This window comes from Providencia sp. 2.29 (genome assembly GCF_015832305.1).
Lineage (GTDB): Bacteria > Pseudomonadota > Gammaproteobacteria > Enterobacterales > Enterobacteriaceae > Providencia > Providencia stuartii.
Genome location: NZ_CP065420.1, coordinates 2,276,749 through 2,289,720 on the forward strand (window position 1 = coordinate 2,276,749; position 12,972 = coordinate 2,289,720).

At 40.0% G+C, this 12,972-nt stretch carries 14 protein-coding genes; 5 read left to right on the forward strand and 9 right to left on the reverse strand.

Annotated features, from left to right (window positions below):
- Positions 1 to 66: 66 nt before the first annotated feature.
- The gene (locus tag I3B46_RS10430) at positions 67 to 399 is read right to left on the reverse strand and encodes an HI1450 family dsDNA-mimic protein (protein ID WP_014656059.1); all 333 of its coding nucleotides are present in this window, start codon (positions 397 to 399) and stop codon (positions 67 to 69) included.
- 21 nt (positions 400 to 420) lie between these two features.
- Positions 421 to 1,881 carry a cardiolipin synthase gene (gene cls, locus I3B46_RS10435; protein WP_104873510.1) on the reverse strand — a complete coding sequence of 487 codons (1,461 nt, stop codon included), beginning with the start codon at positions 1,879 to 1,881 and terminating at the stop codon, positions 421 to 423.
- A gap of 316 nt (positions 1,882 to 2,197) precedes the next feature.
- Here cls and I3B46_RS10440 point away from each other — a divergent pair, with 316 nt between their 5' ends.
- Together I3B46_RS10440 and I3B46_RS10445 are read left to right on the forward strand one after the other, a co-directional pair.
- A complete protein-coding gene (locus I3B46_RS10440) occupies positions 2,198 to 2,371 on the forward strand; it encodes a YciY family protein (protein WP_004920240.1) in 174 nt (57 codons plus the stop codon).
- 125 nt (positions 2,372 to 2,496) lie between these two features.
- Positions 2,497 to 3,234 (forward strand): TonB family protein, encoded by a 738-nt coding sequence (locus I3B46_RS10445; RefSeq protein WP_004920238.1) that lies wholly within the window; start codon positions 2,497 to 2,499, stop codon positions 3,232 to 3,234.
- An 89-nt stretch (positions 3,235 to 3,323) separates the two neighbouring features.
- Here the strand turns inward: I3B46_RS10445 and yciA are convergent, their stop codons facing one another.
- Entirely contained in the window at positions 3,324 to 3,740 is a 417-nt protein-coding gene (gene yciA, locus I3B46_RS10450; protein ID WP_004920237.1) for an acyl-CoA thioester hydrolase YciA, read from the reverse strand.
- Positions 3,741 to 4,028: 288 nt separating this feature from the next.
- Between yciA and I3B46_RS10455 the strand changes: the two genes are divergently transcribed.
- Positions 4,029 to 4,223, forward strand: coding sequence for a YqaE/Pmp3 family membrane protein (locus tag I3B46_RS10455; RefSeq protein WP_004920230.1), 195 nt, complete (start codon positions 4,029 to 4,031; stop codon positions 4,221 to 4,223).
- Between the two features lie 43 nt (positions 4,224 to 4,266).
- On the opposite strand, the gene I3B46_RS10460 is transcribed toward I3B46_RS10455, so the two are convergent.
- Entirely contained in the window at positions 4,267 to 4,842 is a 576-nt protein-coding gene (locus tag I3B46_RS10460; protein WP_004920227.1) for a septation protein A, read from the reverse strand.
- A 228-nt stretch (positions 4,843 to 5,070) separates the two neighbouring features.
- Here I3B46_RS10460 and I3B46_RS10465 point away from each other — a divergent pair, with 228 nt between their 5' ends.
- Entirely contained in the window at positions 5,071 to 6,792 is a 1,722-nt protein-coding gene (locus tag I3B46_RS10465) for a SulP family inorganic anion transporter (RefSeq protein WP_040133199.1), read from the forward strand.
- Between the two features lie 72 nt (positions 6,793 to 6,864).
- Here the strand turns inward: I3B46_RS10465 and I3B46_RS10470 are convergent, their stop codons facing one another.
- Entirely contained in the window at positions 6,865 to 7,617 is a 753-nt protein-coding gene (locus tag I3B46_RS10470) for a YciC family protein (RefSeq protein WP_004920220.1), read from the reverse strand.
- Positions 7,618 to 8,032: 415 nt separating this feature from the next.
- Between I3B46_RS10470 and ompW the strand changes: the two genes are divergently transcribed.
- Positions 8,033 to 8,671 carry an outer membrane protein OmpW gene (gene ompW, locus I3B46_RS10475; protein WP_014656056.1) on the forward strand — a complete coding sequence of 213 codons (639 nt, stop codon included), beginning with the start codon at positions 8,033 to 8,035 and terminating at the stop codon, positions 8,669 to 8,671.
- Between the two features lie 320 nt (positions 8,672 to 8,991).
- Here the strand turns inward: ompW and I3B46_RS10480 are convergent, their stop codons facing one another.
- The 4 genes from I3B46_RS10480 to trpCF all read right to left on the reverse strand — a co-directional run bounded on the left by I3B46_RS10480 (position 8,992) and on the right by trpCF (position 12,970).
- Positions 8,992 to 9,306 carry a BON domain-containing protein gene (locus tag I3B46_RS10480; RefSeq protein WP_004920212.1) on the reverse strand — a complete coding sequence of 105 codons (315 nt, stop codon included), beginning with the start codon at positions 9,304 to 9,306 and terminating at the stop codon, positions 8,992 to 8,994.
- A 225-nt stretch (positions 9,307 to 9,531) separates the two neighbouring features.
- Positions 9,532 to 10,338 carry a tryptophan synthase subunit alpha gene (gene trpA, locus I3B46_RS10485; protein WP_014656055.1) on the reverse strand — a complete coding sequence of 269 codons (807 nt, stop codon included), beginning with the start codon at positions 10,336 to 10,338 and terminating at the stop codon, positions 9,532 to 9,534.
- Positions 10,338 to 11,528 (reverse strand): tryptophan synthase subunit beta, encoded by a 1,191-nt coding sequence (trpB, locus tag I3B46_RS10490; protein WP_014656054.1) that lies wholly within the window; start codon positions 11,526 to 11,528, stop codon positions 10,338 to 10,340. The genes trpA and trpB overlap by 1 nt, the downstream gene beginning before the upstream one ends.
- An 80-nt stretch (positions 11,529 to 11,608) precedes the next feature.
- Positions 11,609 to 12,970 (reverse strand): bifunctional indole-3-glycerol-phosphate synthase TrpC/phosphoribosylanthranilate isomerase TrpF, encoded by a 1,362-nt coding sequence (gene trpCF / locus I3B46_RS10495; protein WP_072502288.1) that lies wholly within the window; start codon positions 12,968 to 12,970, stop codon positions 11,609 to 11,611.
- Positions 12,971 to 12,972 lie beyond the last annotated feature (2 nt).

Consider the following 12,972-nt stretch of genomic DNA (forward strand, 5'->3'; position numbering starts at 1 on the left):
AATTTAAATTCACGATTATTTTTAATAGCAGGTTGCTATATCTTCATCGCGGCATGTTTAACGAAACTAGCGCTTCCATAAAATATGGTGAAAAGGTTGGGCTGGATGGCGGCTAATTAAAATGCGGGCAAAAATGTCAGCAATTTCATCGTCATCGGATTGCGCCAACCCAATAATCACTTCACTCAATGTATCTAAATCAAAATCAGGCTGAATAACATCCTGCCAATGTTGGCTGAGAGGAGCAATTTCAGCCGCGCCACACTCTTCAAATTGCAATGCAAAAATAACCTGATCGGCTGGCTCTAAATTATCCATTGCTTGCTCAAGGAACAGGTCATAGGCTATCTCAATGATTTCATCTTCATCAATAAGTTTAATGGATTGTGGCTTAGTCATGACAGTTCCTAAAATAAAAAATTACAATAACGGGCTAAAGAAATAGCATAAACGTTCAACAACTCGGTTCCAGAAAGGCCGTTGCTCCCACTCTTCTATCTCAAGGCATGTGGAACGTGCGATATAATCATATTGAACAAGAGTAAGGTCACTACCAAAGTTTTTATCATCAATCACAACAGTTATTTCAAAATTCAGCCATAAGCTTCGCATATCTAAGTTAACGGAACCAACGAGGCTTAGTTCACCATCGACCAGAACGCTCTTAGTGTGTAGCAGGCCATCTTCAAATTGATAAATTTTCACGCCAGCTTCAAGTAGTTCAGTATAAAACGAACGGCTTGCCCAGCGCACGAGAAATGAATCATTTTGCCTTGGCATAACAATACTCACATCAACTCCGCGCATGGCAGCAGTACAAATCGCGTGCAATAGATCATCACTCGGCACGAAATAAGGGGTCGTCATGATAAGCTGTTTGCGGGCAGAGAAAATAGCCGTCATCAGTGATTGTTGGATCAACTCATCAGGGAACCCTGGCCCAGATGCAATCATTTGAGTGGTGTGACCGTTAGCTTGCTCAAATGGCATAATATTCGTGTCTGGGGGTGGTGGCAAAATACGTTGCCCCGTTTCCATTTCCCAGTCAAAGGCGTAGACAATACCTAATGTCGTGCTGACAGGGCCTTCCATACGCACAAGGATATCCACCCATTCACCGACCCCTGCATCCTGTTTAAAGTAGCGAGGGTCAACCATATTCATACTTCCAGTATATGAAATATAATTATCAATCACGATAATTTTGCGGTGCTGACGCAAGTCCATGCGGCGTAAGAAAAAACGCATTAAATTGACTTTTAAGGATTCGATAAACTCAATACCTGCCGCACGCATTTTATCGGGGTAATCGCTACGGAAGAAATGCCAGCTACCCGCCGAGTCAACCATAATACGGCATTTGACACCTCGCTTAGCGGCATTGAGTAGGGCTTCAGTGACACCATCTACCAATCCCCCGGGTTGCCAGATATAAAATACCATCTCGATTGAGTGCTGTGCATTATTGATATCATTGACAATCGATTTTAATGACTCTTCACAAGTGGTCATCAATTGAATTCGATTGCCTTTAACGCCAGCAATACCTTGCCGTTTCTCACACAATTGAAACAGTGGCTCGGCAACAGGACTATTTTCAGTGGCAAAAATGTGTTTAGAGTGACGTAAATTCTCGAGCCAAGTTGCCACAGAGGGCCACATCTGTTGCGCTTTATCAACCCGCCGTTTACCTAAATGCAACTCACCGAAGGCAATATAAGCAATGATACCGACCAATGGCAGAATGTAGATGATCAGTAACCAGGTCATCGCTGAAGTGACAGGGCGTCGTTTAACAAGGATTCGAACGGTAATTGCTGCAATGACTAGCCAATAGACGAAAAATAATAACCAGCTCAATAGCGTATACACAGTTGCCATAATCGATTACATGCCTCACAAATTGGAGAGTGTAAAAATAGTCAAAAAATGAAACAGATTTGATAAAAAATAAAAATTGATGCTAACACTGATAGAATTTAGCAAACATTCATCGTAAAAGCTTTGCTAAATCTTATAGATTAATGGTGAAAAAACAATTAATTCTATTTATAAGTTCCCCTTTAGCATCATGAACATCGTTATTCGAACGGTTTTTTTATCAAATGACAGGTATTTCTTGGCTAGCGTGACCAAAGGTCTATAATATTTTGCCAATTTCATATGTAGTTAAACTCAGTAATAAAAGGATAGAAAAATGAGACGTAGTAGGCATGAAGTTGGTCGCTGGCGGATGTTGAGACAATCATTACGTCGCCGTCGTCGCTGGCTTGAAGGGCACTCAAGGCGCAATATGACTATTTACGCGATAAGAAAATTTGATATCTACAAACGCCGTCGCTCCTTGCTATTTACCCAGTGGAGTGAGTGAAAAGATTGAGGTCCGGTTTCACAATTTTCGCTTTGAGTGACAAACCTTATTGAATATGATTGCTATTTGCATTTAAACTATCAGTCATATTCTTAAGGTTTAAAGTCGTAGGGTAGAAAATTCTTATGCGTTGGATCCGTTGGCCTCTTATTATTATCATTTCATTGTCTATTCACGCAGGGCTTGCTATGGCATGGATTTTCAATCAACCGAAAATGCCCCCTGTGGTGGAGCCAATAACGGTTGCCATGGTCTCGTTTGAATCAGATGAACCAGCGGAGGTGCCTGCCGCTGAACCTCAACCTGCACCCGAACCGGAACCCGAGCCAGAACCTGAACCCGAGCCGATTGTTGAGCCTGAGCCTGTTGTAAAACCTGCGATCGCGCTAGAAAAGAAACCTGAAGTTAAGAAAAAACCAAAACCTAAGAAAGAAGAAAAGCGTGAAATCAAAAAGGATGTTAAACCTGTTGAGAAACAGTTAGCGAAAAATGATCTGAAACCGTTATCTAATCTTAACGCAGGGGCACCTAAATCGAATACCAACGTCATGGCGAATAACAAAGGGGCAACGAACAGTGCTCAATCGTCAGAGCGTCGTGGCCCTAAAGCGCTACGCAAGCAGGCACCTGCATACCCAGACCGCGCTCGTCGCTTAGGTAAAGATGGCTATGTTAAAGTACGTTATGACATCACTGAAGATGGCCGCGTTACGAATATTGAATTTGTAGAATCTTCACCTAAAGGTTTATTTGAACGTGATGTAAAACGCGCGATGAACCGTTGGGTTTTTGAAAAACTTCCAGCAAAAGGTTATGTCACAGAAATCTACTTTAAAATTGATGGTACGGTGAGCCAAGTTTAAAGCAATAATCAAAATAGACTCTAAATAAAACCCCCATAACAGAGAGTGTTGTGGGGGTTTTATCGTTAAGGGCGATAGATATGCAGGCGCTATTCAGTGCTTTCTAACTGAAAATGCTGTTTCTCTTTTGGCAGTTCACGAGGTGTATTATCATCATTAACGGCAACATAGGTAAAAACGGCATCGGTTGCACGATAACGATGGCCTACAGGCTCCGTTGCCACTTTTTTAACCCATACTTCAATATTAATGGTAATGGAGCTTTTGCCCGTTTTTAAGCAACGAGCGTAACAACATACCACATCACCTACGGCGACGGGCTTTTGAAATTTAATACCATTCACCGCCACAGTAACCACACGACCCAGCGCGATCTCTTTGGCTAATATCGCGCCACCTATATCCATTTGAGACATTAGCCAGCCGCCAAAAATATCCCCATTTGCATTTGTATCGGCAGGCATAGCTAAAGTACGTAGAACTAATTCCCCGTTTGGTAATTGCATATCAAACTCTTTATCAAAATATAAAACGATTCAAATTCATTTTTTATCATAAACTAGATTCAGAGTATTCGTCACGATGAATCATGTTTCGATGACTTCATTGCTGCCAAAAACAGCAAAGGGGAGCTTTAATTGTTTATTATGCAGGGTAAACCATAAACATAATCAATGTAATAGACTAAAAAAATGCAAAGAAACTGCAAGAAGTGTTTTTTATATTTCATATTGAAAGTTGACTGTCTACAATGGCGATATCTTAGGTTTTTAAGTCTGTAGTGGAGAGGTGACATGAGATTAATATTGGCAATTTTGCTACCGTGGCTGCAATTTTTTACTATTGGTCGCCCATTTGCAGGTATTATTTGTCTGATCTTACAAATTACTTTAATCGGTTGGCTTCCAGCAGCGATTTGGTCAGTGTATGCATTATCGCAATACAATACAGATAAGAAAATCGAACAAGCATTAGGTAAAGGACGTTAAAGACAAAAAAACCTGCTTTTGCAGGTTTTTTTATTGAATACGTTTATTTTTCTTCTTTAGATTGTTCTGTTGGCTGCTCTCTAGGCTCTTTGGACATATTTTTATAAATATAAATCACACTGAGCACAGTAAAAATCAGAGTGCCAGCGGTTAAACCGAATACCTTAAAATTCATCCAAACATCTAAAGGCAACCAAAATGCGATATAAACATTCAGCGCAGCACATGCAATAAAGAAAATCACCCATGCACTATTTAACTTGACCCAAATGTTGTCTGGCAGCCTAATTTCTTGATTATTGCCTAACATACGTTGAATTAATGGTTTTTCAGTAAACCATTGGCTAATCAATAATGCCAGTGCAAACAGTGCATAGATAATGGTCACCTTCCACTTTATAAAAGAATCCGTGTGGAAAATAAGAGTGAGAGAAGCAAAAATCATCACAATCAGACAGGTGATTTTGGCCACTTTTTCGACGTGCTTATAAATTAAATAAGTTGCGAGTAACGCAAGAGGCGTCGCTACTAATAGAGCACCACTGGCATAATAGATACCATAAATTTTATAGACAATAAAAAATATCACCAGAGGGATAAAATCAATAAGTTGTTTCATAACCGTGGTTACCGAGGCCTTGCATAAAAAATAATGGGGTAGTTTAACTGATTTTTGCGCTAATTGTTAAAAATTTGCTTCTTTTTACCAATAAACATGCTTTGTTACCAATCATATTTGCACTATTTTACTTTTATTTGAGATAAGTGATAGATAATCTTTAATATATCGGATATATATAGTATTTATAATAATTTAACTCATTAATTTTTAGAGAGTTTTCCGACAATGATAAAGGCGAGACTGTTTGTCTGGATGCCCGGCTTAGAAACGTTATTTAATTATCGTTTTGCTGATTTTGGTCCTGATATAAAAGCGGGGTTATCGGTTGCTGCAGTCGCTTTGCCTGTTGCAATTGCGTACGCCGAACTCATGGGAATAAACGCGATTATAGGGTTATATGCCTGTGTTTTTCCAATGATTATCTACGCATTATTTGGCACATCTAAACAGTTAATTATTGGTCCCGATGCGGCGACTTGTGCGGTAATCGCTGCGGCGGTCAGTCCTTTAGCTATGGGGGATGATGCGACGCGATGGCAATTGATAATTGTCATGAGTTTGATGACAGGGATTTGGTGTTTAATTGCCGCACGATTTAGGTTAGGGACTTTTGCTGATTTTTTATCACGACCTATTTTGCAAGGGTTATTAAATGGAGTCGCATTAACTATTATTGTCAGCCAGATAGGGAAAGTATTTGGTATTACTCAGTTACCGAGCGGTTTTATTGAACGTTTGGTGGCGTTTCCTACCGCGCTATTAGATAGTCATATTCCTACGTTACTGATGTCAGTTGCGACGCTCGCGGTTATCATTGTGATCAAAAAAGTACGTAATCTGTGGCCATCACTATTAATTGCAATGGTTTTGGCAACCTTGGTCAGTTATGTGTTTAATATTGAAAAATATGGTATCAGTATTGTAGGGGATTTAGGTGAGGGGTTACCTTTTATTCCAATGCCGCAGTTTGATCCTGGTTTAATGCGTGACCTGATCACTCCGTCACTTAACTTAGCCGTTATTAGCTTTGTTAGTTTTATGATGACGGCAAGAAGTTTTGCAAGTAAAAATGGCTATTCTGTCGATGCCGATCAAGAGTTACGAGCATTGGGAATGGCAAATCTCGCCTCAGCGTTGTCACAAGGATTTGCTGTAAGTGCCGCCAGCAGCCGTACTGCCGTTAATGATATGATGGGGGGTAAAACCCAACTCGTCTCTATTGTTGCGGCGTTAGCTATTTTAATCGTACTTTTATTTTCGGTTGATCTATTAGAGTACATCCCAATGCCAGCGTTGGGAATGGTACTGGTTGTATCGACATGGTCACTACTTAGTTTTCGTAATATTTTATCGATGCGTAAACGTAATAAGCAAGCCTTTACACTGAGCATTTTTACGTTAGGTGCAGTGCTGGTGGCAGGGTTGATTAACGGCGTGGGATTGGCAGTTTTACTGGGGTTATTACAATTTATCAGAGTTATTTTTCGCCCAACAGACCAATTGTTAGGGGTCGATGACCAAGGAATGTTGCATTCGATTTCTAAAGATAATGGCGTTCAACCTGTTGAAGACGTGCTTATCTACCGGTTTAACTCTCCATTGACCTATTTTAACGTTAACTATTTTAAAGAGCGTTTAAATAAGCATTTGGATAACCAGCCTAAACGTCCTGCATGGGTGATTGTCGATGCTGCTGTTAGTTTCACTCATAATGATGTGAGTGTTTTTTCGGCCTTGAACGATATCGTGACTGGATTAAAGGCAAAAGGAGTGACGTTAGTACTCGCGGGGAGAAGAACATCAATCAACAGTTGGCTAGAGAAAAATAAAATTAGTCGCTCAGATGATGATCTGTTAGTCGTACCTGATATCTATTTTGCTATCCGTTTGATCCAAAGTAAGCAACAAAAACAGATAAAAGAGATGGAAGAACAAGTTACGCTCTAGTTTCGATTTAAAATGAAAAACTGCACCTAATAATAACTAGGTGCAGTTTTTTTATGGTGCCAGTGAACAACACTATTTGAGATTCACCAGCATATATAGGCGGAAAAAATAAAGCAGGACAAAGGCTGCAATCAGGTTATTGACAAAAAATGAAATCCCGTTAGATACGATATAATTCAGTTCAAACATATTAAAAAGTAAAGCGATCAGCATTTGTGATGCTAGCCAAATCATAATCATAGGTAAGATGATACGCCAATTTGCATAGGCTATTTTCCAGCTTTTACCTATTGCGCTAAATGGACTCACATTTTCGCTGATTAGCACGGCAGGGGCTAAGGAAAAGCCAATTGCAAGAAGAACCCCAGGAACGATAAACAAGTTAATCCCTATCTGCACAAGCAAAGAGCAAATGAGGACGAGTAAAAAAATAGAAGGGATTTTTGGCAATGATGAGGATAGGGCTTGCATAGCAGTAATATCTTCACCACGTGAAAGACGGTTGATATAGGATAAAACCCCACAAATTAATATGGTGCTACCTAAGATAGTGGGGAGGAGTGTACCAAAGAAAACATGGATGATCGCATTTTTTTCTTGATCTGTCATATTTTCCAACCAGTATTGGGCGCCCTGACTCCCTACTTCAGTGAGTTTTTTAAGAGATTCAAGATAAGTCACAAAGAGTTGTGGATCGGGTATCAATATAGCGTAAATAATAACGCTCACAACAGCTGCTAACAGCGCTATTGTGAATAGGCCACCTAACTGATTTTTGAAAAAATTCACACTATCATTGATGAGTGAGTTGGCCGAAATGGACATGTAACTGCTCCTATCTACAAACGGGATAAAATTTTAGCTGATTGTAACTGAGTATCTATCGCATAGGTAGAGAAAGATCAGAAAAGACTGGGGGTGAGCAAAAAAGGAGCAGTCAGCGTGAAGGCTGATTAGCAAAGGCGATTTCATTTATTTTTACTATCTTTATTAAGGGATATTTTAAATGCAACTTTAAGTGGTGTATTAAATTTAAAAGTGAGGTAATCAATTCTTATTTTAAAGTATATATAACAAAAATTGATTTACATCAAAATCAAAAAAATTATAAATGGAATAATAAATTCAACTTAGTCAGATTAGGTTATCTTTATTAAAAGATGTGATCTTGATTTGAACATTAAATAAAATTAAACGGTATATTTAAACCAAAATAATAAACACAGGAATGGGATTAATAATGAAAAAACTCACTGCGCTTGTCTTAGCTGCCGCAACGCTTGCACCAGCTGCTTCATTTGCTCATGAAGCTGGCGATTTTATTTTCCGTGCAGGTACTGCAACTGTCCGTCCGAATGCAGGCTCTGATGATGTATTAGGTGGCCTAGGTCATTTTAATGCAAATAATAATACTCAATTAGGGCTGACATTCAGCTACATGGTTACCGATAATATCGGTGTGGAATTATTAGCTGCAACGCCATTCGAGCATAAAGTTAGTTTAGGTGAATTAGGCAATATTGCGACAGTTCATCATTTACCACCTACTTTGATGGCACAATATTATTTTGGTAGTAAAGAAGATAAATTACGCCCTTACTTAGGTGCAGGTATTAACTATACTTTCTTCTTTGATGAGAAATTTAATTCAGGGGCAAAACAGCTGGGCTTGAGTGACCTTGACCTGTCTAGCTCTTGGGGCTTTGCAGCGCAAGCCGGTATGGACTACATGCTGACTGAAAATTGGATGTTAAACGCCTCTCTTTGGTGGATGGATATTGATACGGATGTTAAATTTAAATTTAACGGCGCTCAACAAAAAGTTGATACTCGCCTTGACCCATTCGTATTTATGTTTGGCGTAGGTTACCGCTTCTAATCGAATTTGCAGGATGCATAATAGGCAGATGCCTAACTTGAAATGGAATGTAGTAGTAAATCCGAGAATATTTATTCTCGGATTTTTTTTGGATACAAATTAGGAATATTTTTTTAACTAAAAATGTAATTTATCTATTATACGATTTCATAGAAAATAATAACCTCTATTTTTTATAACGATAAAATAACAAAATACCAACAATTGTTAATGTATTAAAGTAACGTAATTATTATTTTTAGGAAATATGTAAGACATATTTCTGATATAAATATCAGCCCAATTTGAGCTGATATTTATAATGGTTGATTGATGATGTATTAGCGGATTTTCATTGAGTCAATGACAGATTGGACGCCTTTTACTTTTTTAGTGACCTCTATGGCTTTATTTGCATCTGCTTTAGAATCGACAAAGCCACTTAATTGCACGCGTCCTTTAAAGGTTTCAACACTAATCTGAGTTGATTTTAGGTTTTTCTCAGCCAGTAGGGCAGATTTTACTTTAGTCGTAATGACAGTATCATCAATGTAGCCACCAGTGCCTTCAGATTTATCGGTTGGTGCACAAGCAGCTAGCGTGAAAGCCATAAAGAAAGCGACAAGTAATGCACTAACAGATTTGAATAGTTTCATCCTTTATCTCCTAAGGTGTCAAACGCCAAAATACGTGATGGTTAAGTCATCCAACAAGATCTTATCAGCATAATAAACAATGATTACAATTAGTTTCTCGCTGATAATTTTAGTATCAGTAGAAAGTGGAAAAAATTCAACTTATAGACGTCCGTAATGGCAAATTAAAATCGTAAATAAAAAACGCCATACAGGATATGGCGTTTATCGAGGGTGGGGGGATCGTTATTTTTGTGTTGCTGCCTTCATTTTTGCCACGAACTGGGTAAGTTCTGCCAGCATAATATCAGGGCGATGAAGATTATTTTCGATAATTTTAACTACGGCAGAGCCTGAAATGGCACCAGCTGCGCCATTAGCGATTGCCTCGCTAACTTGAGATGGTTCAGAAATACCAAATCCTTGTAGTGGTGGTGCTGCCTGATACTCATTTAACCGACTAATTAAGTTAGTCAATGGTGTCTCAGCACGTTTTTCTGTTCCTGTCACTCCTGCTCTTGATAATAAGTAAGTATAGCCCTGGCTATATTCACCAATTTGCTTGAGTAATGGCTCATCAGCATTTGGCGGGCAAATAAAAATAGGCGCAATACCATGTGCTAAGGCAGACTCGCGAAAGGGCTTTGACTCACGCATAGGAACATCTGCGACCAATACTGAATCGACACCAGCTTGTTGACAACGTGAATAAAAGTTATCGATGCCATTACTAAAGACCAAATTGGCATAGACAAGTAAGCCAATGGGCATATCAGGGTGTTTCTGCCTTATCCGAGCCAAAAGTTCAAAGCACAATGTTGGGGTAATATCACTTTTAAACGCCCTTAAATTCGCATTTTGGATAGTAGGACCATCAGCGAGAGGATCGGAGAAAGGAATACCAATTTCTAATGCATCAGCGCCACCAGCAATTAGGGCATCTACAATTTTTAAGGATAGCTCAGCGTCAGGATCGCCTAATGTTACGAACGGAACGAAAGCACCTTGGTTAACGCGGTTTAAACGTTCAAAAAGTTGAGTATAACGTTCCATTAGATTTCTCCCTTACTTTTTAAAATATCATGTACGGTAAAAATATCTTTATCGCCACGGCCAGAAAGGTTCACAATCAGTAATTGTTCTTTATTTGGCTCTTTTTCCGCGAGTTTTAGTGCATACGCTAATGCATGTGATGATTCTAATGCAGGGATGATACCTTCCTTACGTGATAGCAATTTAAAGGCCGCTAAGGCTTCATCATCGGTAATGGAAACATAATCCGCTCGCCCAATACTGTTTAAATGTGCATGCTGTGGTCCAACAGATGGGAAATCAAGCCCAGCGGAAATAGAGTAGGACTCTTCAATTTGCCCTTCATCCGTTTGCATCATCGGTGACTTCATACCAAAGTAGATGCCGACGCGACCATGCTTGAGTGGTGCACCGTGTTGGCCTGTTTCGATACCCAAACCCGCAGGTTCCACACCGATAAGGCGCACATTTTCTTCAGGAATAAATGATGCAAAGAGGCCAATTGCATTTGAGCCGCCACCAATACAAGCGATCACGGCGTCAGGCAGCCTTCCTTCTTTTTCGAGTACCTGTTGTTTTGCTTCATCGCCAATCATACGCTGAAAATCACGGACAATGGTTGGATATGGATGTGGGCCTGCCGCTGTTCCTAGCAAGTAATGCGCCTTATCATAACTGCCAGACCAATCTCTAAGCGCTTCATTACAAGCATCTTTTAAGGTGGCTGAGCCACTGTGTACAGGGATCACTTCCGCACCCATTAGCTTCATACGGAAAACATTAGGTGATTGGCGCTCAACATCTTTTGCCCCCATATAAATACGGCACTTCATATTAAGCAAAGCACACGCTAGAGCGGTTGCGACGCCATGTTGACCTGCACCCGTTTCAGCAATAATTTCTGTTTTACCCATTCGCTTAGCTAATAATGCTTGGCCTAATACTTGGTTAGTTTTATGTGCGCCACCATGAAGTAGATCTTCACGTTTTAGATATAGTTTCGTTTTAGTGCCTTCGGTTAAATTCCTACAGAGTGTTAATGCAGTAGGGCGACCGGCATAATTTTTAAGGAGATCATGAAATTCTTTAATAAATGTCGGATCGTTTTGAGCCTCAATAAAGGCATCTTCCAGTTGGTTAAGGGCTGGAATTAAAATCTCAGGAACATATTGTCCACCGAATTCACCAAAGTAGGGGTCTAATTTACTCATATTATTATTCGTCTCTTGATGTCATGCTATTCATATTCAATTTCAGTTCTTAGTCACTATTGCGCTACTTTTCTTGATGATTAGAGTGCTAATGAACTGAAAACTTGATTCAGTTTTTTCTCGCTTTTGATGCCCGGTTCAGTTTCAACGCCTGAGTTAAAATCCAATCCATTGCATAATAGTGTCGCAGCCTGACGGCAATTGTCGGCATTTAAGCCTCCTGCAACCATCACGCGAAATTGGCTGCTATTTGGGATCTTGCTCCAATCGAAAGTTTGACCACTGCCGCCACGACCATTATCAAGTAGCAGCAAATCAATCGGTTGCCCATCAAACTGGCTGAAATCAGGTTGTGACATATTGACGGCTTTCCAGATTTCACAATGCTCAGGTAAATGGCTACGTAGATTTTTCACATAATCGGCATCTTCATAACCATGGAGCTGCACTGCTGATAAAGCCAGCTGTTCGACCATATGGGCAACAAAATCAGCAGATTGGTCACGGAAAACACCAACATATTGTAGTGGAGCGGCATGTATTATCTGCCTTGCTTGTGACAGGGTCACTTTTCGCGGGGAGTTTTCAGCAAAAATTAAGCCGCCGTAAGTTGCTCCCGCAGCAAGGGCGGCTTGCGCATCTTGGCTTCGGGTTAGGCCACAAACTTTATGTTCCCCAATTAATAATTTTTGCAATCCTTTGTTAAGATCGGCTTGCTCCATTAAAGCACTACCAATCAGAAAACCGTTGGCAAACTGGCTCAAAGATTGAATGTGCTGGTGGCGGTGAATGCCGGATTCACTAATAATAATGGTGCCTTCTGGCAGACGCGGTGCCAATTCGCGGGTACGATTGAGGTCGATTGATAAATCGCGGAGGTCACGATTATTAATGCCAACAACACGCGCTTTTAGTTTTATGGCGCGCTCTAACTCTTCTTCGTTACTCACCTCAGTCAGTACACCCATATTCAGTTGGTGTGCGACTTCTGCAAGTGCAATGTACTGCTCATCACTCACGACAGAGAGCATCAGTAAAATAGCATCGCCTTGATAATATCTCGCAAGGTAGATTTGGTATGGGTCAACAATGAAGTCTTTACACAAAACGGGTTGCTTAACCGTACGACTGACAGTGGTCAAATACGCCATATTCCCTTGAAAATACTTTTCATCGGTTAAGACGGAAATAGCTGACGCATAGGGTGCATAAATGTTCGCTATGACGGCAGGATCAAAATCTTCCCTAATTAGCCCTTTTGATGGTGATGCTTTTTTGCATTCCAGTATAAATACAGGGCGTTTTGCGGACAGTGCTTCATAAAAACGACGGCTCGATGGGAGCACTTTATCAATAAAGCTGTCTAAAGGTTGTTGTTGTTTACGCTCTTCCAGATAGATTAGCTTATCATCAACAATTTTTTGCAGTACGGTTGCTTTCATCT